The sequence below is a fragment of the Thiomicrospira sp. ALE5 genome (assembly GCF_900112445.1).
Lineage (GTDB): Bacteria > Pseudomonadota > Gammaproteobacteria > Thiomicrospirales > Thiomicrospiraceae > Thiomicrospira.
In genome coordinates, this window is the sequence record NZ_FOYY01000003.1 from 33,312 (window position 1) to 53,200 (window position 19,889).

The 19,889-nt window shown below is 44.9% G+C and carries 17 protein-coding genes and 2 tRNA genes; 18 read left to right on the forward strand and 1 reads right to left on the reverse strand.

The window, feature by feature from the left end:
* Positions 1–29: 29 nt before the first annotated feature.
* From BM293_RS00205 to BM293_RS00290, 18 genes are all read left to right on the forward strand, one after another.
* The gene (locus BM293_RS00205) at positions 30–683 is read left to right on the forward strand and encodes an NADH-quinone oxidoreductase subunit C (protein ID WP_093445955.1); all 654 of its coding nucleotides are present in this window, start codon (positions 30–32) and stop codon (positions 681–683) included.
* A 17-nt stretch (positions 684–700) separates the two neighbouring features.
* Positions 701–1,954, forward strand: coding sequence for an NADH-quinone oxidoreductase subunit D (locus tag BM293_RS00210; RefSeq protein ID WP_093445957.1), 1,254 nt, complete (start codon positions 701–703; stop codon positions 1,952–1,954).
* Complete coding sequence (gene nuoE / locus BM293_RS00215) at positions 1,951–2,460, forward strand: NADH-quinone oxidoreductase subunit NuoE family protein (protein WP_093445958.1); 510 nt, start codon at positions 1,951–1,953, stop codon at positions 2,458–2,460. Before BM293_RS00210 ends, nuoE begins: the two co-directional genes overlap by 4 nt.
* A 3-nt stretch (positions 2,461–2,463) precedes the next feature.
* Positions 2,464–3,747 (forward strand): NADH-quinone oxidoreductase subunit NuoF, encoded by a 1,284-nt coding sequence (gene nuoF / locus BM293_RS00220; RefSeq protein ID WP_093445960.1) that lies wholly within the window; start codon positions 2,464–2,466, stop codon positions 3,745–3,747.
* A gap of 33 nt (positions 3,748–3,780) precedes the next feature.
* Positions 3,781–5,895: an NADH-quinone oxidoreductase subunit NuoG gene (gene nuoG / locus BM293_RS00225; protein ID WP_093445961.1), complete on the forward strand. Its 2,115-nt coding sequence runs from the start codon at positions 3,781–3,783 to the stop codon at positions 5,893–5,895.
* Positions 5,896–5,910: 15 nt separating this feature from the next.
* Positions 5,911–6,972, forward strand: a complete 1,062-nt coding sequence (gene nuoH, locus BM293_RS00230) for an NADH-quinone oxidoreductase subunit NuoH (RefSeq protein ID WP_093445963.1) — start codon at positions 5,911–5,913, stop codon at positions 6,970–6,972.
* A gap of 12 nt (positions 6,973–6,984) precedes the next feature.
* Positions 6,985–7,476, forward strand: a complete 492-nt coding sequence (nuoI, locus tag BM293_RS00235; protein ID WP_093445964.1) for an NADH-quinone oxidoreductase subunit NuoI — start codon at positions 6,985–6,987, stop codon at positions 7,474–7,476.
* A 32-nt stretch (positions 7,477–7,508) separates the two neighbouring features.
* A complete protein-coding gene (locus BM293_RS00240) occupies positions 7,509–8,150 on the forward strand; it encodes an NADH-quinone oxidoreductase subunit J (protein ID WP_093445966.1) in 642 nt (213 codons plus the stop codon).
* A gap of 2 nt (positions 8,151–8,152) precedes the next feature.
* Positions 8,153–8,458: an NADH-quinone oxidoreductase subunit NuoK gene (nuoK, locus tag BM293_RS00245; protein WP_093445968.1), complete on the forward strand. Its 306-nt coding sequence runs from the start codon at positions 8,153–8,155 to the stop codon at positions 8,456–8,458.
* A gap of 3 nt (positions 8,459–8,461) precedes the next feature.
* Positions 8,462–10,444 carry an NADH-quinone oxidoreductase subunit L gene (gene nuoL, locus BM293_RS00250; RefSeq protein ID WP_093445969.1) on the forward strand — a complete coding sequence of 661 codons (1,983 nt, stop codon included), beginning with the start codon at positions 8,462–8,464 and terminating at the stop codon, positions 10,442–10,444.
* A 30-nt stretch (positions 10,445–10,474) separates the two neighbouring features.
* Complete coding sequence (locus BM293_RS00255) at positions 10,475–11,989, forward strand: NADH-quinone oxidoreductase subunit M (RefSeq protein WP_093445971.1); 1,515 nt, start codon at positions 10,475–10,477, stop codon at positions 11,987–11,989.
* 33 nt (positions 11,990–12,022) lie between these two features.
* Complete coding sequence (gene nuoN, locus BM293_RS00260; protein WP_093445972.1) at positions 12,023–13,465, forward strand: NADH-quinone oxidoreductase subunit NuoN; 1,443 nt, start codon at positions 12,023–12,025, stop codon at positions 13,463–13,465.
* A gap of 18 nt (positions 13,466–13,483) precedes the next feature.
* Entirely contained in the window at positions 13,484–13,837 is a 354-nt protein-coding gene (locus BM293_RS00265; RefSeq protein WP_093445974.1) for a DUF2818 family protein, read from the forward strand.
* Positions 13,838–13,899: 62 nt separating this feature from the next.
* A tRNA-Met gene (locus tag BM293_RS00270) sits at positions 13,900–13,976 on the forward strand.
* A gap of 139 nt (positions 13,977–14,115) precedes the next feature.
* Entirely contained in the window at positions 14,116–15,468 is a 1,353-nt protein-coding gene (locus tag BM293_RS00275) for a phosphohexomutase domain-containing protein (protein WP_093445975.1), read from the forward strand.
* A 34-nt stretch (positions 15,469–15,502) separates the two neighbouring features.
* Positions 15,503–16,684, forward strand: a complete 1,182-nt coding sequence (locus BM293_RS00280) for a dTDP-glucose 4,6-dehydratase (RefSeq protein ID WP_093445977.1) — start codon at positions 15,503–15,505, stop codon at positions 16,682–16,684.
* A 36-nt stretch (positions 16,685–16,720) separates the two neighbouring features.
* The gene (locus BM293_RS00285; RefSeq protein ID WP_093445978.1) at positions 16,721–17,068 is read left to right on the forward strand and encodes a putative quinol monooxygenase; all 348 of its coding nucleotides are present in this window, start codon (positions 16,721–16,723) and stop codon (positions 17,066–17,068) included.
* Positions 17,069–17,124: 56 nt separating this feature from the next.
* Positions 17,125–17,201: transfer RNA gene (locus BM293_RS00290), tRNA-Pro, on the forward strand.
* Between the two features lie 50 nt (positions 17,202–17,251).
* On the opposite strand, the gene glnD is transcribed toward BM293_RS00290, so the two are convergent.
* Positions 17,252–19,888, reverse strand: a complete 2,637-nt coding sequence (glnD, locus tag BM293_RS00295) for a [protein-PII] uridylyltransferase (protein WP_093445980.1) — start codon at positions 19,886–19,888, stop codon at positions 17,252–17,254.
* Between the last annotated feature and the right edge of the window lies 1 nt (position 19,889).

Sequence of the window (19,889 nt, forward strand, 5' to 3'; positions counted from 1 at the left end):
CAATTCAAGTACTCACCTTAGGTAAGCTTATGAAACAATCCGTTCAAGATTTGCAAACGCGCATTGAAGAAACTCTGGCAGAACAATACGAACAGCTTAATCATGAATTTGACGAGTTAACCCTGACGGTTAGTCCGCAAAACCTACACAGAGTGATGCTTAGTTTACGTGATCAGCTTGGTTTTGAGATGCTAATGGATGTGTGTGGTGTAGATTACCTGTCATTTGGCCAGACAAATTGGGAGTCTGATCAGGCTGTAAACACGGGTTTTAGCCGTGGGGTGTTTGATTTTGAACCTATTCATCAACCCGAAGGTTTGGATGCTCCTAAACGTTTTTGCGTGGTCTATCATTTATTATCTATTAATGACAATCTCAGACTTCGCGTCAAAACCTATCCAGCAGATTCAACTCAGCCTATGGTGGATACAGTGTCAGATATCTGGAATGTAGCAAATTGGTTTGAACGTGAAGCGTTTGATCTGTTCGGTATTATTTTTGTCGGTCACCCTGATTTGCGTCGTATTTTGACAGATTATGGTTTTGTTGGTCATCCGTTACGCAAGGATTTCCCTTTGGTCGGTCATGTTGAAATGCGTTATGACAGTGAAAAAGGGCGTGTTGTTTATGAGCCGGTTTCGATTGAAAACCGTGTCAACGTTCCTCGTGTCGTTCGCCATTAATTGCAAGGGAATTATCAATGCCTGAAATTAAAAACTATACGCTAAATTTTGGCCCGCAACATCCATCAGCTCATGGTGTATTACGACTTGTTCTTGAGCTTGATGGTGAAACAATCGTACGGTCAGATCCGCATATTGGCTTGCTACATCGTGGAACGGAAAAGCTAGTAGAATACAAACCATATAATCAATCTATTGGCTACATGGATCGCTTAGATTATGTTTCGATGATGGCTAACGAACATGGTTACGTGCTCGCAATCGAGAAACTATTAGGCGTTGAAGTGCCCGAGCGAGCGCAATATATTCGTGTCATGTTTGACGAAATTACCCGCATTCTAAACCACTTAATGTGGCTAGGGGCTCACGCCCTTGATATAGGCGCAATGACAGTGTTTTTATATGCTTTCCGTGAACGCGAAGACCTAATGGATTGCTATGAAGCCGTATCAGGTGCACGTATGCATGCGACCTACTACCGTCCTGGTGGTGTGTATCGTGACCTTCCTGAAACCATGGCAAAGTACTCGGAATCGCCGTGGCACAAGGGTAAAGACCTTGATAAGCTAAATGAAACACGTGAAGGCAGCCTGCTTGACTTTATTGAAGCCTTTACAGAACGTTTTCCGGGTTATGTTGATGAATATGAAACCCTATTAACGGATAACCGTATCTGGAAGCAGCGTACCGTTGATATCGGTATTGTTTCACCTGAGCGTGCATTACAATTAGGGTTTTCTGGCCCAATGCTACGTGGATCAGGTATTGCTTGGGACCTGCGCAAAAAACAACCCTATGAAGTCTACGATAAGCTAGATTTTGATATCCCTGTTGGTAAAACAGGTGACAGCTATGATCGCTACCTAGTGCGTGTTGCAGAAATGCGCGAGTCAAATAAAATCATTAAACAATGTGTGCAGTGGCTAAAGGCTAACCCTGGTCCTGTCATTGCTGATAATCATAAAGTTACACCCCCCTCACGCGTTGACGCCAAATCGAATATGGAAGCGTTGATTCATCACTTTAAACTCTTTACCGAAGGCTTTATTACACCCCCCGGTGAAGTTTACAGTGCTGTAGAACATCCAAAAGGTGAGTTTGGTGTTTATTTGGTATCCGACGGAGCCAATAAACCTTATCGCTTAAAAATACGTGCACCGGGTTTTCCGCACCTTGCGGCGCTCGATGAAATGGCTAAAGGCCACATGATTGCCGATGTTGTTACTATCATTGGTACCCAGGATATTGTATTTGGAGAGATTGACCGATGAGCCAAACTCATGCAGCAGCAACAACAGATAATGTGATCCAAGGAGAGGTTAAAACGCGTATTGACCGTTGGTTAGCACGCTATCCTGATGATCAAAAACAATCAGCCGTCATTGCCGCACTTCGTATTGTGCAGGAGACGCAAGGCGGTCACTTAACCAAAGACATGATGGATCAGGTCGCCGACTATCTCGACATGACGCCTATTTCGGTATACGAAGTAGCAACCTTTTACTCCAACTACGAACACAAGCCGGTGGGACGCCACAAAATTTGTTTGTGTACCAATATTTCGTGTATGTTGCGCGGCTCAGATGAGTTGTTGCATTACCTCGAAAATAAGTTAAATGTCAAAGTCGGTGAAGTCACGCCAGACGGCAAATTTTCAATCAAGAAAGTTGAATGTCTGGGTGCTTGTGGTGGTGCGCCAATGATGCAAATTGGCAAGGTCTTCTATGAAGACTTAACCGAAGCCCGTGTAGATGAAATCCTGGACAATTTGGAGTAAGTGATGAGTATTGAACTAAACCAATGTTGTTACAGAAATAATCACCTTGACCAATCTTGGGATATTAATGTGTATATGTCACAGGGCGGTTATGAAGTATGGAAGCGCGTACTAGCCGGTGATTTAACCCCACAAGAAATTATTGATGAGGTTAAAACGTCCAACCTGCGTGGTCGGGGTGGGGCAGGCTTTCCAACAGGGCTAAAGTGGAGCTTTATGAATCGCCATGCGCCTGGCCCTAAATACTTATTATGTAATTCCGATGAGAGTGAGCCGGGTACCTTTAAAGACCGTGACATTATGCGCTACAACCCTCATCAACTTATCGAAGGTATGATGATCGCAGGGTATGTGATAGGTGCGAATGCCGGGTATAACTATATTCGTGGTGAGTTTTGGGAGCCTTACAAGCGTTTTACCGGTGCGGTTGATCAAGCAAGAGAAGCAGGCCTGCTTGGCGAAAATATATTAGGCTCAGGCCATAGTTTTGACTTGTATGCACACTTAGGTGCAGGTGCCTATATTTGTGGCGAAGAAACGGCGTTAATTGAATCGATCGAAGGTAAAAAGGGTCAGCCCCGATTTAAACCCCCTTTCCCAGCTAGCTATGGTTTGTATGGCAAACCAACCACCATCAATAACACTGAAACCTTGGCATCTGTACCCATGATCCTGGCCAAAGGTGGTGAGTGGTTCCGTGATATTGGGGTTGCCAATGCAGGAGGAACCAAACTTTTCTCTATGTCTGGTCACATTAATAAACCGGGTAACTATGAAATCCCAATGGGTACGCCTTTTAAAGATTTGCTAGCAGAAGCGGGCGGGATGTGGAAAGGCCGTCAACTCAAGGGCGTTATCCCTGGAGGATCATCGACGGCAGTATTACCGGCTGAAAAGGCATTAGCTATGACAATGGATTATGACTCCATTGCCAAAGCAGGTTCTTTTTTGGGTGCCGGTTCAGTGATTATTATGGATGATCATACCGATATGGTTAAAGCACTCGAACGTTTAACCTGGTTCTACTATGATGAATCTTGTGGTCAATGTACGCCGTGTCGTGAAGGCACAGGTTGGATGTATCGTATGGTTCATCGTATCGTACAGGGTAAAGGCCGACCTGAAGATATCGAAACATTAAAAGACGTGTCAGGAAAAATTATGGGTCGCGTAATATGTGGACTCGGCGATGCGGCGGCTATTCCAGTGGCGAGTTTTCTAGAGCACTATGAGCATGAATTCCGCCATTACATTGATCATGGTTGCAGTATTTTTGATCGCGCATAACGTAAGAGCAGACTCACTAACAGGTTAATTACTATGATTAAAATTGAAATCAACGGTCAAATTGTTAATGCGAGCGAAGGTGATATGCTCATCGATGTCGCAGATGGCGCGAAAATTTCGATTCCTCGTTTTTGCTATCACAAGAAACTGTCCATCGCGGCAAACTGTCGTATGTGCCTCGTCGAGGTAGAAGGGGCTCCCAAAGCTGTCCCAGCTTGTGCTACGCCTGTAGCGGATGGTATGAAAGTCAATACTAAATCACCCAAAGCCGTGGCGGCACAAAAAGCGGTGATGGAGTTTTTGCTTATTAATCACCCATTAGATTGCCCAATCTGCGACCAGGGTGGTGAATGTGAGCTGCAAGATGTTGCGATGGATTATGGTGATGATGTATCCCAATATTCTGAGGGTAAACGCATTGTTGGTGATCGTAACGTCGGCTCGTTAATTCAAACAGATATGACACGTTGTATCCATTGCACGCGTTGTGTACGTTTTGGTCAAGAAATTGCCGGTCTAAAAGAGTTAGGCGCAACCGGACGATCTGAATGGATGGAAATTGGCACGTATATTGAAAAGTCTATTTCCTCAGAATTGTCTGGGAACATGATTGACCTTTGTCCCGTGGGTGCGCTTACATCAAAACCTTACCGCTATAAAGCCCGTTCTTGGGAAATGAAAGCCACTCCGTCAATCGCACCGCATGATTCTATTGGCTCTAACATTCTAGTCCACACGCGTAATGGTGAGGTGATGCGCGTAGTTCCTCAAGAAAATGAGGCGATTAACGAGACCTGGATTTCGGACCGTGATCGCTTTTCCTATGAAGCCATAGCACATCAAGACCGCATGCTACAGCCCACGACAAAAGAGCAGGGCGAATGGCAAGCCCTAGAATGGGAAGCGGCATTAGAAAAAGCAGTCACAACTTTATCTAAATACAAAAATCAATCAAAAGATGTTGTGGTACTTATATCCCCAAGTGCGACATTAGAAGAGATGTATCTTGCCCGTAAGCTCTTTACTGGTTTAGGGATGAATCAAATCGAATATCGTTTAAATCAGCAGGATTTCCGTGCGGATAAAGCGGGGCTTAACCAAGGCTTGAACCGCAGCTTCGCTAGCATTGAGCAACTTGATGCGGCATTACTAGTGGGATGCTATTTACGCAAAGAATTACCATTGTTAAACAACCGCTTACGAAAAGCCCAGTTGGCGGGCGCTAAGGTCAGTTGCTTGGCAACCACTAAACTAGATCAAAATATGGTCGTATCGGCAGACATGGTTGATCCATCACTATTTAATGGACTAGCAGGCCTGGTTAAAGCCGCTTGTGAACGTAAAAACCAAGCGGTACCGGCCGAAATTGGCGATGTGCCCGTGACAGATGATATGCACAAGGCTGTTGAGCAACTTGATGCTGCCCAAGATGGCATGATTATGCTGGGTCAAATGGCACAGTCAGATAAAGATTATGCGTTACTACTTAAACTCGCCAGTATGCTGACTGATTTAACCGGTACTGCGCTGGCTGATTTAGCCATGTTTGCAAATACACAAGGTGCACATCGACTACTTGGCGATTTGCAACCGCATCAAGCAACAACGCTTACTGATCGATTTGCTAATAAAAAACTACTTGTTACCTTGGGTGTTGAGCCAGAAGCGGATGCCATAGATCCGAATGCGGCCATGGCGCTTGTTAAGCAAGTTGAAGACTGGATTCACATCAGCCCCTTCAGTAGTGAAACGTCTCAACATCATGCTAGTTTGCAGCTACCTATGGCGGTATTTGCAGAAAATGCGGGTTCTTATATTAATCTACAAGGCGACCAGCAAAGCTTTAAGATTGTGGCAAATGCTACAGCTGAATCAAAACCCTTATGGAAAATTCTGCGCGTACTCGGCAATGTATGCCAACTTGACGGGTTTGACTATGTATCAAGTCAAGAAGTCTTGGATGAGCTGAGTACCAAGATGCCAGAACCAAGCTCGGTAGACTCTAGTCAAATTGACCTAACCAAGCCGGAACCGACTATGAATTTAACGCCGGCTTACATGGGTTGTTATGCGATTGACAGCATGGTGCGTCGTGCCCCTGCACTGCAAGCGACACCGGATGCGCAAGCGCCGGTGCGTACAATCTAATAAAAGGACACCTACATGTTTAATGCGATTCAAAATTGGCTAAGTCTTTTTTTATACGATTGGTTGGCCATCTTAATTACGCTGGTCATTCAAGTCGTTGTGGTCATTATGCCCATCATGATAGCGGTAGCATTTATTACCTTGGCAGAGCGAAAGGTAATCGGCTTTATGCAGGTGCGAATGGGGCCGAACCGTGTTGGACCCTATGGTATTTTGCAACCCTTTGCGGATGCATTAAAACTTATCATGAAGGAATTTATTCGCCCGCACCAATCCAACCTATTTTTATTCTTAGTCGCACCAGTGCTAGCACTGGCACCTGTTATTGCGGCCTGGGCGGTTATCCCGTTTGATGAAGGCGTCGTCGTATCTGACATCAATGTCGGTGTGATGTACGTGCTGGCCGTGAGTTCTATCGTAGTTTACGGCGTGATTATTGCAGGTTGGGCATCCAACTCAAAGTACGCTTTCCTAGGCGCACTTCGTGCATCGGCCCAAAAAGTCTCTTATGAAATTGCGATGGGCTTTGCGCTCGTCACTGTATTAATGGTAGCCGGAACAATGAACTTAACCGAAATCGTTCATGGTCAGCAAGGGGGGTTCTGGAACTGGTACTGGATCCCATTATTACCTATGTTGGCTGTTTATTTTATCTCCGGCTTAGCTGAGACCAACCGTACCCCGTTTGACGTCGTTGAAGGTGAAGCAGAAATTGTGGCAGGCTTCCATGTTGAATATTCATCAATGGGCTTTGGTGTATTTATGTTAGCCGAATACGCCATGATGTTATTGATTGCCTTTATGACCGCTATTATGTTCCTAGGTGGCTGGTATTCACCTTTTGAAGGTATCTGGTTACTCGATCCACTCACCGCATGGATACCGGGTTTCATTTGGTTGTTCTTAAAAGTAGCATTTTTAATGTTCTGTTTCTTGTGGTTCCGTGCAACTTTTCCGCGCTACCGCTATGACCAGCTAATGCGTTTAGGTTGGAAGGTGCTTATTCCACTGACCATAGTTTGGGTATTCGTTGTTGCGATCATGCACTATTTCAGCATCGGTCCTTGGTTCAATTAATAGGGGGTTACCATGGTTGCATTCTTAAAACATCAGGTGAAAACATTTGGTTTAACCGAACTCTTTAAGGGACTCGCCGTAACGGGTAAATATTTCTTTAAAAAGAAAATCACCGTACGTTACCCAGAAGAAAAAACCCCTTTATCACCTCGTTTTCGTGGCCATCATGCATTGCGTCGCTACGCTAACGGTGAAGAGCGCTGTATTGCTTGTAAATTGTGTGAAGCCGTATGTCCGGCCAACGCCATAACAATTGAAGCGGAAGAACGTGATGATGGGACTCGTCGCACAACGCGTTATGACATTGACATGTTCAAGTGCATCTACTGTGGTTTTTGTGAAGAAGCCTGTCCGGTAGATGCGGTTGTAGAAACACGCGTATTTGAATATGAGTTTCATGAGCGTGGTGAAAATATTATGACCAAAGACAAGTTACTTGCTTTTGGTGATAAGTATGAAGCGCAAATTGCAGCGGATCGTCAAGCTGATGCGAAATTCCGTTAAGCAGGCCTGGTGAGGAATAGGAAAAATAATATATGACATTTGAACAGTTAATTTTTTATGTACTGGCCGGAATAGCCGTGCTGGCATCTATTATGATGATCTCAGTGAATAACCCTGTCAAAGCGGCCTTGTGGCTTGTGTTAACGTTTATCGCGACAGCCGGAGTGTGGATAATGATGCAGGCCGAATTCCTCGGTATTGTATTAATACTAGTTTATGCCGGTGCGGTAATGGTCTTATTCCTCTTTGTGGTAATGATGTTGGATGTCAACCTTGTCAAACTAAGAGAAGGTTTTACACGTTATTTACCAATAGGTGTGTTAGCGGCAGTGGCCATTTTCGCCATGTTGTATATGGTGTTAGGCCCACATCAGTTTGGTTTGGATAAAACCGGTGAACCAGTTAGATTTGCAGCCGACTATAGTAATACCGAAGCACTTGGTTTACAGCTTTATACCGTACATGCTTATGCATTTATATTAGCAGCGGTATTGTTATTAGTCGGGATTGTTGCGGCCATTGCCCTGACTATTCGTCGTCGCCCACCACATGAAGTGAAGTATCAAAACATAGATAAGCAAGTTCGTGTCAATCCAAAAGAGCGTTTTGAGATGGTCAAGATGAACGCTGTTAAAGAAAAACCTGTTGCACCAAAACAAGAAGGGGATGAATAAAGATGGTCGCATTGTCCGATTATTTGGTATTTAGTGCCATTTTATTTACATTAAGCCTAGCAGGTATTTTTCTTAACCGTAAAAACGTCATCGTGTTATTAATGGCTATCGAGTTAATGCTACTTGCTGTGAATACAAACCTTATCGCGTTTTCTTTCTTCTTGAATGATATTTCAGGACAGATTTTCGTGTTCTTTATTCTTACGGTCGCCGCTGCCGAAGCAGCTATTGGCCTTGCCATTATCGTCCTCGTGTTTCGAAATCGAAATAGTATCAATGTTGACGATCTAGGTTCATTGAAGGGGTAGAGCATGGAACAGCATTTACATACCATATTAACGATTATTCTGCTAGCACCTTTATTTGGTGCGGCAGTAGCAGGCTTGTTTGGTCGCCAAGTGGGTCGAGTGGGTGCACAAAGCGTCACCATCGGCTCGGTGGCAATATCAACAGTTTTGTCTGTTTACGTTTTTTACCTCTATATATTCCAGGGTGCTGACCCCTATAATGCCTCGCTTTATACCTGGATGGTCAGTGACGGTATCCGTTTTGAAATCGGCTTCTTGATTGACAAACTCAGTGCGACCATGATGCTGGTGGTCACCTTTGTATCCTTAATGGTGCATATATACACTATTGGCTACATGGATCATGATGAAGACTATCCGCATGACAACCCTTACTACCAGCGCTTCTTTAGTTATTTATCGCTATTTACCTTCTCAATGTTGTCATTGGTTATGGCCAATAACTTCTTACAGTTATTTTTTGGTTGGGAAGCAGTAGGCCTAGTCTCTTATCTATTGATTGGCTTCTACATGAAGCGCGAATCGGCTATTACAGCAAACCTTAAAGCTTTTCTTGTAAACCGCGTGGGTGACTTTGGTTTCATTTTGGGTATTGCGATGGTATTCGTATACTTCAATACCATGGATTATCAAGAATTCTTTGATCGCCTAGCCGAACATGAACACACCATGGTGCAGTTTATCCCGGGCGTCGAATGGTCTGTTATTACAGTGATGGTGATTTTGCTATTTATTGGTGCCATGGGTAAATCAGCGCAAATGCCATTACATGTGTGGCTGCCTGAATCAATGGAAGGCCCAACACCAATTTCAGCACTTATTCATGCCGCTACCATGGTAACCGCAGGTATCTTTATGGTTGCTCGTTTGTCGCCTGCTTACGAAATGTCTGAGGCGGCACTACAATTCATTCTAATTGTCGGCGCGTTAACCGCCTTTATGATGGGCTTGTTAGGTATTATTCAAAACGACATTAAGCGGGTGGTTGCCTATTCAACTTTGTCACAGCTAGGTTACATGACAGCGGCGTTAGGTGCTTCAGCCTATGCGGCTTCTATGTTTCATGTATTAACCCATGCCTTTTTTAAAGCCTTGTTATTCTTGGCGGCAGGTTCTGTTATTATCGCCATGCACCATATCCAAGACATTCGTCAAATGGGTGGGCTAAGAAAACACATGCCAATCACCTATTTTGCGTTGCTCATCGGATCTTTGGCATTGATCGGTTTCCCTGGGTTCGCTGGCTTCTTCTCAAAAGACTCCATACTGCTTGCAGTAGGTGAGAGTGACATCGCCGGCTCCGGGTTTGCTTATGCCTTGCTCTTAATGGGTGTGTTTGTTACGGCCTTCTACAGCTTTAGAATGTTCTTCCTTGTCTTCCACGGTCAAGAAAGTGAGTATGTACGTACGCACACTATCCATGAATCACCGAAGGTTGTAACAGTGCCATTGATTCTGTTGGCGATCCCCTCTGTATTGCTTGGTCTATTTATGGTTGAATCGATACTCGATGGTAGCTACTTCTCAGACTCCATTTTCGTCTTGGCACAAAACGATGTACTGGCACGTGTCCATGATCAGTATTTTGATTCTGTTGTTGGATTTATCTTGCATGGCTTTATGTCGGTGCCAGTCTGGCTGGCCCTTGCCGGTGTGGCATTAGCATGGTTCTTCTATCTGAAGCGTCCAGATATTCCAGCGAAGATAGCTGCCAGCCTACCGCGTGCTAAGGGTATGTTGGAAAATGCCTATGGTTTTGACCGCTTTAACGACATAGTGTTCACTAAAGGGTCAATTAAGCTGGGACATTATTTATGGAAATCAATCGATACCAAAGTGATTGATACGGGTATGGTTAATGGTACCGTTAAACACATTGCAAACCTTGCAACTATGTCACGTGAGTCGCAGACGGGTTATATGTATCATTATGCGTTTGTTATGATCTTTGGCCTGTTAGGTCTGCTGATCTGGGCTCTTTGGTAAGTATAAGAATAAGAAAAGGAAATCGTATTCATGTCTGTAGGCTACCCAATTCTTAGTACGCTGATTTGGCTTCCGATCATCGCCGGGCTTATTGTCCTGTTTGCGGGTCGGAATAATCCAAACTTTGCCAAGTGGTTTTCATTTGGCGCGGCTGTACTCACATTTATCTTATCCTTACCGCTGTATTTTGCGTTTGATATGACGACTGCAGACATGCAGTTTGTTGAGCGCATGGACTGGATCCCACAATACAACATCCAGTACTTTCTAGGCGTCGATGGCTTATCAATGCCATTGGTGCTATTGACTACCTTTACCCAAATACTGGTCATAGCATCAGCCTGGTCTGTTATTAAAACGCGCGTCGAACAGTACATGGGTGCCTTCATGATTATGCAAGGTATCATGATAGGTGTATTTACAGCACTAGATTCGATTTTGTTCTATGTGTTTTGGGAAGCCTTGTTGATTCCAATGTTCATCGTCATTGGTATCTGGGGTGGTCCAAATCGTGTATACGCTACGATGAAGTTTTTCCTATACACCTTTTTGGGATCGGTGTTTATGTTCATCGCATTCCTATATATGTACTTCCAAATCGGAAGCTTCTCGATTCTTGATTTCCATGCGATGCCACTAGGCATTACTGCGCAAATCCTAATATTCTTGGCCTTTTTGGTTGCCTTTGCAGTCAAAATCCCTATGTTCCCTGTCCATACCTGGCTACCCGATGCGCACGTTGAAGCACCTACGGCAGGGTCGGTGGTACTGGCCGCAATTATGCTGAAAATGGGTGGTTACGGGTTTGTTCGCTTCAGCTTGCCGATTACCCCGGATGCCTCAGCCACACTTGATTGGTTAATCATCCTGTTATCATTAATTGCTATCGTCTATATCGGCTTTATTGCACTTATCCAAAGAGATATGAAAAAGCTGGTTGCGTATTCTTCGATTGCACACATGGGCTTTGTTACCCTCGGTATGTTCCTGGTGTATTCAATCGTGGCCAAAACCGGTGATACCCAAGGTGCCGCCTTGGGTATGGAAGGGGCGATGGTGCAGATGATTTCGCATGGCTTTATCTCTGGCGCGATGTTCTTGGCGATAGGGGTGCTTTATGACCGAATGCACACACGTGATATCAGTGCTTATGGCGGGGTTGTTAACACCATGCCGTGGTTCGCTTTCTTTGCAGTCCTTTTTGCCATGGCCAATGCCGGCTTACCAGGTACCTCTGGTTTTGTCGGGGAATTTATGGTTATCCTAAGTGCATTCAAAGCAAACGTTTGGTTTGGCATATTAGCGGCAACCACCTTGATTGTGGGCGCGGCCTATACCTTGTGGATGATAAAACGTGTGGTGTTTGGCAAGGTGGCGAATGATAACGTCGCCCAGCTACAAGATCTTAACCGCCGTGAGTTTGCGATTATGGCCACCCTAGCATTTGTGATTGTGCTGCTGGGTGTTTGGCCAAATCCATTACTTGAAGTCATGCATGCCTCGGTTGATAACCTGCTTATCCAGGCAACAACCAGTAAGCTTTAATTTAACAGAACACTAAGATTAGGTAACGTCACTATGCATTTTGAAATTCCAGCATTTAGTCCCGCCATCCCTGAAATGGTGCTTCTGGCATTAGCCTCGTTTATTTTGATCGCCGATACCTTTTGGTCAAAAAAACACCCTAATGCAACCTATTGGGCATCCCAGATTGCTTTGGTTATTGTCGGCATCCTGATTCTGTTCAGTTTCACAACCGAAACGCAGGTTACCTTCCATGACAGCTTTATTCGTGATGCCTTTGGTGATGTACTCAAGCTATTTATCGTGATTGTTTCGCTTGGCGTGTTTTTATTCTCACGCGATTACATGCGTCTTAATAACTTCTATAAAGGTGAATTCTTCACGCTAGGTTTATTTGCCATACTAGGTATGTTTGTCATGGTTTCATCCTACAACTTTATTACCTTATTTGTAGGCCTAGAAATCATGTCATTAGCCATGTATGCAATGATTGCTATGCAGCGTGATTCTTCAGCAGCCACTGAAGCCGCCCTCAAGTATTTTGTATTAGGTGCAATGGCAACCGGCTTATTACTATACGGTCTATCAATGATTTATGGTGCCACTGGCACGCTAACGATTCCAGACGTTAAAGAAGTAATTGCATCGGGAGACGTAAATGCAACCGTATTAGCCTTTGGTGTCGTGTTTATTGTGATAGGTTTAGGCTTTAAGTTAGGCGCGGTTCCTTTCCACATGTGGGTACCCGATGTGTATCAAGGCTCACCCACCGCGGTGACGCTATTTATTGCCTCGGCACCAAAAATTGCCGCATTTGCCATTGTGTATCGCTTGCTGGTAGATGGTTTACCAGGCTTGGTAGTCGATTGGCAACAACTGTTAATCATCATGTCGGTGCTTTCGATGGTCATTGGTACGTTGATTGCGCTTATGCAAACTAATTTCAAGCGTCTGCTAGCCTACTCTGGTATTACGCATATTGGTTTTCTATTAATGGGCTTTATTGCAGCGACCCCAGAAGGCTATTCAGCGGCTATGTTCTATGTATTGGTTTACGCAATTAGTAGTGTGGCGGCCTTTGGCCTAATAATAGCCCTTGCGCGCACCGGCAACCAATTTGAAGAGATTGCCGACTTTAAAGGTTTAAATCAGCGCAATCCTTGGTTAGCCGCTATGATGTTGATAGTCTTGTTCTCTATGGCTGGTATCCCACCGTTTATTGGGTTCTATGCTAAACTTGTTGTGTTAGAAGAAGTGATCTCAGCAGGCTTCTTGTGGTTAGCTCTTATAGGTGTAGTGACTGCCGTTATCGGCGCCTTCTATTACTTGAAGGTGATTAAAGCGATGTACTTTGACAGTAACGAAGATAAGTCATTGCTTCCTGTAGCCGCTAAGGATGTGGCTATTGGTGTCAGTGCCTATTCGGTTTCACTTTTATTGTTAGGTTTAATGCCTGCATTGTTAATGGGTGTCGCCTACAATAGCGTTTTGGGTTAAATAAAAGGGAACCATTAGATGAGCTTAGAACAATCAGTATGGATATTATTAGTTTTAGCAATCGTGATGGCTAATCTGCCGTTCCTGTTTACTCAGCGACTATTTTTAGCTATACCGTTAAAAAACGAAAAAACAATTCCAGTCTACATTGCTGAGTGGTTTGTATTGTTTTTAGTAATGGGTGGCTTCGCCTATATGATTGAATATGCAGCGATGGGCAATATTGCACCACAAGAATGGGAGTTTTATGTCGTAAACCTATTTTTGTTTATGATTTTTGCCTTCCCAGGATTTATCTATCGTTTCAATTTTAAGATGTACCTAGATAAACACCAAAAAGCAGCTCGCAAGCAGGCAGAAAGCCAATCATAAATTAAATTCATTATAGGGGTTGCAATCTCTGCTTCATCCCCTATAATACGCACATCAATTAACGCGGGGTGGAGCAGTCTGGTAGCTCGTTGGGCTCATAACCCAAAGGTCGTAGGTTCAAATCCTGCCCCCGCTACCAATCTTAAAAAACCGGCATCCTTTAAAGGTGCCGGTTTTTTTGTTTAATTTTGTTAAACTTGGCTAATCCATTTAGCTTGTTTCATATCTTGCGAATTGTCTTTATACTTGAAATCACTAGTCTAGTTTAGAGAGTTGTAATGAAGAATTTATGTGCATTTAAGGCTTATGATATTCGAGGCAAAGTGCCTGAGGATTTAAATGAAGACATGGCTTATAAGTTGGGTCGAGTATTTGCTGATGAATTGCAGGCCAAGCGCGTGGTGCTGGGTTATGACATTCGTTTGGAAAGTGAAGGTTTAGCGGCAGCGTTAACGCGTGGCTTAACGGAGGCTGGCGCAGAAGTGTTGTCGCTGGGTTTGTGTGGCACCGAGGAAGTCTATTTTAATACCGTGGATTTTAATGCCGATGGTGGCATTATGGTCACCGCCAGCCATAACCCTAAGGGTTATAATGGTATGAAGTTGGTAGCCAAGGACGCGCAACCGATTTCGCGCGATTCGGGCTTGGCACGCTTTGCCGCGCGGATTTTGGCCGATGATTTGGGCGACGCGGCCGAACAACCAGGCCTGGTGACACCTTATTTCAGTAAAGCGCGCTATATTAATCATTTAATTAGTTATGTTGACTTGACCAGTTTAAAGCCGCTCAAAGTGGTGATGGATTGTGGTAATGGTGCCGCAGGGGCGGTCATCCGAGATATTGCCGCGCAGTTGCCGTTTGAGTGTGTGTTTGTGAATGACACCCCGGATGGCAACTTCCCTAACGGCGTGCCGAATCCTTTGCTACCTACTATGCGTGAGATGACGGCAACCGCAGTGCGTGAGCATAACGCCGATCTTGGCATTGCGTGGGATGGGGATTTTGATCGCTGTTTTTTGTTTGATGAAACCGGTGAGTTTGTTGAGGGCTATTATCTGGTCGGCCTGTTAGCTAAAACGTTATTGGCCAAACAGCCCGGTGCCAAGATTATTTATGATCCGCGTTTAACCTGGAACACCATTGAGCAGGTAACGGATGCCGGTGGCGTGCCGATTCAATCTAAAACCGGCCATGCTTTTATTAAAGAGCGGATGCGGTTGGAAGATGCCTTGTATGGCGGCGAGATGTCCGCGCATCATTACTTTAAGGATTTTTTCTACTGCGATTCGGGGATGATTCCGTGGCTATTGATTACCCAGTTGATGTCGGTATCCGGCCAACCCCTCAGCGCGTTAGTGGCTGAACGGGTCGCGGCCTATCCCTGTAGTGGCGAATTGAATTACAAAGTGGCTGATGTGGCAGCGGTGTTAGCCCGCGTTCAGGCGCATTTTGCCGCCTTGAATCCGGTACAAGATGATACCGATGGCTTGGGATTGGATTTTGGTCATTGGCGTTTGAATATTCGGGCTTCGAATACTGAACCCTTACTGCGTTTGAATGTGGAAAGCAAGGGTGACCAAGCTCTCGTTTGGCATAAGGTTGCTGAGATAGAAAAATTGATTTCTGTATAGTCTTAATGGGCTATTTGAACATGAGAGCAAGAATATGAGTATCAAAATCTTGGTTACTGGCGGTGCCGGCTTTATTGGTAGTGCGGGGGTGCGTCATATTATTAATGACACCGATCATTCTGTGGTAAATGTTGATAAATTGACTTATGCTGGCAACCTCGAATCACTGCAAAGCGTTAGTGATCATGAGCGTTACGCCTTTGAACAGGTGGATATTTGCGATGCCGCAGAACTTAAGCGCGTATTCAGCCAACACCAACCTGATATTGTGATGCACATGGCGGCGGAGTCGCACGTTGACCGTTCTATTGATGGGCCGGGCGCGTTTATTCAAACCAATATTGTTGGTACTTATACCTTGTTGGAGCAGGCTAGGGCTTATTGGGCAGGCCTGCAAGGTGATAAAAAAGCCCATTTCCGTTTTCATCATATTTCGACGGATGAAGTTTATGGCGATTTACCCCACCCTGACGAGTTAGATCGCCACGCTGTGCTCGCGACAGAAAGCGGAGGTCATTGCGAGCGCAGCGAAGCAACCTCTGAAGAACAACCACTGCCGTTGTTCCAGGAAACCACCGCCTACGCGCCCAGCTCGCCCTACAGTGCCAGCAAAGCCGCCTCGGATCATTTGGTGCGCGCTTGGCTTAGAACCTACAATTTGCCAACTCTGGTGACCAATTGCTCTAACAACTATGGCTCTTATCATTTCCCAGAAAAACTGATTCCGTTGATCATTTTGAATGCCCTTGAAGGCAAACCCCTGCCCGTATATGGCAAAGGTAATCAAATTCGTGATTGGCTGTATGTCGAAGACCATGCCCGTGCTCTAGTCCTCGTTGCTACCCAAGGTAAAATAGGCGAAACCTATAACATCGGTGGCCATAATGAAAAACAAAATATCGAAGTGGTTAAAACCATTTGCGCGGTGCTAGAAGAATTGTATCCCAGCGAAAATAATCCCAATATTGACAGTTATTCGTGCCAGCCGGGCAATGCTGACAGCTACGCAGCTTTGATAAAATACGTTACCGATAGACCTGGCCACGATATGCGTTATGCCATCGACGCCAGTAAAATCCAGCGTGAACTCGGCTGGACACCGCAAGAAACTTTCGAATCAGGCATTCGCAAAACCGTGCAATGGTATCTTGATAACCAGGCCTGGTGCCAGCGTGTCCAAGATGGTAGTTATCAACGCGAACGCCTTGGACACTAGCAAAAATTAAAAATTAACAAATTAACAGGAGAGCAAATGTCTAAACGAGTTTATTGTATTGCGCAGTTTTTACCTAAGCCCGGTAAAGAGGCGGCGTTGTTTCGTGTGTTGCAACAGCTTGAACCGAATACGCTACGTGAAGAGGGTTGTATTCAATATCGAGTCACGCGTCAAATTACGAGTCCGTTTGCTGAGGGCAAAAGTTTTCCGATTGTGTTTAATGAGATTTGGTCTGATATGGCATGTTTTGAAGCCCATTGCCAGCGTAATGAGATTCAGGATTTTTTTGCTACATACTGTTTGGCGGAGGATGGCTTAGCGGCGGACTGGAATGTGTGTGTTTATTCTGATGAGCCGCAGGATTATGATGCACCAAAATTGTAAAAACGATCACCTCAGGCTTGCTATTCAGGTTAAAGTCGTTATAATTCACGCACGTTCGGGGCATGGCTCAGCCTGGTAGAGCACCGTCATGGGGTGGCGGGGGTCGTAGGTTCAAATCCTACTGTCCCGACCAATTTTGTTTTAGCCTTTCTGTATTTCTCATTTCGCCCTACGCGCGATTTATTATCCTAGATATTCCATTAACCGTTCAGTGAAGGCATTTTGCTGTGCTGCCCCCAAGGCTTGGTTGTTAATATCACTGACTAGGAAAATATCTTCGGCTTTTTCTCCGATAGTGACAATTTTTGCGTCGTGCAGACGTATTTTGCCATCTCGCAGGGCTCGTCCCACTTTCGATAGCAGGCCTGGTATGTCCTTAGTAATCACGGTGAGTTCGGTCAGCTGTGTGGACAGGGCTTTAAAGTGAATCTCGGTGGGGGTGCTAAAGTATTTTATGCGCCGCGAGTGACTGTGGTTGACAACCGGTGATAAGCCGCCTTCTGTTGCCAATTGTTCTTCTAGGCTGTAACGAATGCGGGCTAGGTCTTCTTCAGATTGAACAGGTTGATTGTGGCGGTCTAAAAAATAAAACAGTACAAGGGTGCGGTTGTCGTTACTAGTATAGACTTTTGCTTCAACAACCGTTAAACCCAAGCTTTCAAATACTTGGGTGATTTGGGCAAACATAAAGTCTCGATTTTTAGCTAAGAGTATTAATTCGGATGCACCGCGATGACTGGTGCCATTAATAGCAATAATGGTTGCTTGGTCAATTTGAACAGCAAGTAAACTGGTGAGTCGGGTGAGGTCTTTTGGCGAGTGGCGATTAAAAAAGGCCGTGTCTTTAAGTGCTTGCCACAAGCCTTGGTAATCTTGTGGTTTTAAGCCTTGTTTGTGCAGCATTTCCCTAGCGCGCTCTTGATGAATCAGTGCTTTTTTGGCCTTATCACGCGGAATTTCTTCGGCCTTATCAAGGGCTGTGGCGGTTTCGTTGTAGAGTTCCAAAAACAGCACGTTTTTCCAGTCATTCCAGACTTCTTTCGATGTTGAACGCACATCAGCAAGGGTGAGTAGATATAGATAATCGAGACGTTCTTGTGTGCCAACAAACTGACGGAATCCTTCAATGACTTCGGGGTCGGTTAGGTCTTTTCGTTGCGCAATAGTTGAAAATTCTAGATGGTAGCGAACTAACCAAGCAATAAGCTCCGTGTCGCGTTCGGGTAGATTATGTGCTACAGCGAATTCGCGTGCATCGACTTCCCCCAAGATTTCATGGGCACCTTTGCGGCCTTTGGCAATATCGTGAAAGAGTGCCGCTAAAAAGAGCACTTCCGGTTTGGCAATATTGTTGGCAACTTGGTGGGCGGTTGGAAATTCGTAGGCATAGTCTTTTATAAAAAAACGACGTAAGTTGCGGATCACCAATAGTGTGTGCTCGTCCACCGTATAGGCGTGAAAAATATTAAATTGCATCAGGCCGCTAATCTTTTGAAAAGCTGGGATGTAGGCTGCCAATAAGCCGTAACTGTGCATGCGTTTTAACGCCGCATTGACTCCCTTGGGTTGTCTAAAAATCGCCATAAATAGCGCTTTATTTATCGGGTCTTGGCGAAAGGATGGGTCGATTAAATGGAGGGCGTTGCGTAATAGTCGAATGGTGCGTGCTCGAATCCCTTGAATGGAGGGATTGTCTTCTAGAATGATAAAGATTTCGAGCAGAGCGGTGGGAAATTCATTAAATACTTGATCGTAACAAACATCTAAATAGCCGTTGCGTAATTGAAAGCGACTATTGATGGCGACAATACGGGCATAGGTGTCATTAAAAATGTCTTCTAAAAAGTGTTGGAGTAGAATTTCATTGAGTTTGACCACGACTTGGACATTGCGATAATAGCTATTCATAAATTGTTCAACAGCTAGCTTTTCGTCGGTGTTTTCGTAACCGAGCACCTGCGCTATTTGTTGTTGGTTGTCAAATAACAGTCGGTCTTCGCGTCGTTTTTTCAGTCGATGCAGGATAAAGCGAGCCCGATTTAGGAACTTGTAAGCGGCATCTAATTCGCGGTATTCTTCGGGGGTAATAAACGCATTTTGTACCAACTGATGCAGGCTAGAGGCATGGTAATGGCGTTTTGCGACCCAAATAATGGTTTGTATGTCGCGCAGCCCCCCCGGGCTTTCTTTTAGATTGGGTTCAAGTTGGTAAACCGTGTCGTTAAATCGGCGGTGTCGTGCAGTTTGTTCATCAATTTTGGCTTGATAAAAGGTTTGACTGGGCCAAAACTGCTTATCATGCCAAAGGTCTTGTAGTTGTTCAAAAAGCGAGTAATGCCCTGTAATCCAGCGCGCTTCTAACAGGTTTGTTGCCGTGGTAATATCGCTTAGGCCTTCGTTGTAGCAGTCTTCGAGCGTACGAATAGCATGGCCAACTTCAAGGCCGAGGTCCCATAAAAAACGGATAAAGTCACTGAGTTGTTCGTTTTGCTGTTCTAGCTGTGCAGGGTCAGCGTCGAGCGGCGGTCTGAGGATAAGAATATCGACATCAGAATAGGGGTGGAGTTCACCGCGGCCATAGCCGCCAACAGCCAGTAAGGCATAGGGCGCGTCATTAAAATAATGGTGCCATATTTTCTTGAGGATTTGATCAATAAAGGTAGCCCGTTCCAGTACGAGTGCCGATACGGGTTGACCTTGATCAAAACGTTCAAACTGGGTGTCGTTAAACTGTTTTAGCATGTCGCGCCCCACTTTAGCGGCATGCTGTGGATCGTTGAGTGCTTGCATGAAACTAACAGGTGGATTGGACGATGTCATT

Excerpts from the sequence above, each read along its gene's own strand:
- BM293_RS00205 (WP_093445955.1), top strand. The coding sequence starts at position 30 with ATGAAACAATCCGTTCAAGATTTGCAAACGCGCATTGAAGAAACTCTG.
- BM293_RS00210 (WP_093445957.1), top strand. The coding sequence starts at position 701 with ATGCCTGAAATTAAAAACTATACGCTAAATTTTGGCCCGCAACATCCA.
- nuoE (WP_093445958.1), top strand. The coding sequence starts at position 1,951 with ATGAGCCAAACTCATGCAGCAGCAACAACAGATAATGTGATCCAAGGA.
- nuoF (WP_093445960.1), top strand. The coding sequence starts at position 2,464 with ATGAGTATTGAACTAAACCAATGTTGTTACAGAAATAATCACCTTGAC.
- nuoG (WP_093445961.1), top strand. The coding sequence starts at position 3,781 with ATGATTAAAATTGAAATCAACGGTCAAATTGTTAATGCGAGCGAAGGT.
- nuoH (WP_093445963.1), top strand. The coding sequence starts at position 5,911 with ATGTTTAATGCGATTCAAAATTGGCTAAGTCTTTTTTTATACGATTGG.
- nuoI (WP_093445964.1), top strand. The coding sequence starts at position 6,985 with ATGGTTGCATTCTTAAAACATCAGGTGAAAACATTTGGTTTAACCGAA.
- BM293_RS00240 (WP_093445966.1), top strand. The coding sequence starts at position 7,509 with ATGACATTTGAACAGTTAATTTTTTATGTACTGGCCGGAATAGCCGTG.
- nuoK (WP_093445968.1), top strand. The coding sequence starts at position 8,153 with ATGGTCGCATTGTCCGATTATTTGGTATTTAGTGCCATTTTATTTACA.
- nuoL (WP_093445969.1), top strand. The coding sequence starts at position 8,462 with ATGGAACAGCATTTACATACCATATTAACGATTATTCTGCTAGCACCT.
- BM293_RS00255 (WP_093445971.1), top strand. The coding sequence starts at position 10,475 with ATGTCTGTAGGCTACCCAATTCTTAGTACGCTGATTTGGCTTCCGATC.
- nuoN (WP_093445972.1), top strand. The coding sequence starts at position 12,023 with ATGCATTTTGAAATTCCAGCATTTAGTCCCGCCATCCCTGAAATGGTG.
- BM293_RS00265 (WP_093445974.1), top strand. The coding sequence starts at position 13,484 with ATGAGCTTAGAACAATCAGTATGGATATTATTAGTTTTAGCAATCGTG.
- BM293_RS00275 (WP_093445975.1), top strand. The coding sequence starts at position 14,116 with ATGAAGAATTTATGTGCATTTAAGGCTTATGATATTCGAGGCAAAGTG.
- BM293_RS00280 (WP_093445977.1), top strand. The coding sequence starts at position 15,503 with ATGAGTATCAAAATCTTGGTTACTGGCGGTGCCGGCTTTATTGGTAGT.
- BM293_RS00285 (WP_093445978.1), top strand. The coding sequence starts at position 16,721 with ATGTCTAAACGAGTTTATTGTATTGCGCAGTTTTTACCTAAGCCCGGT.
- glnD (WP_093445980.1), bottom strand. The coding sequence starts at position 19,888 with ATGACATCGTCCAATCCACCTGTTAGTTTCATGCAAGCACTCAACGAT.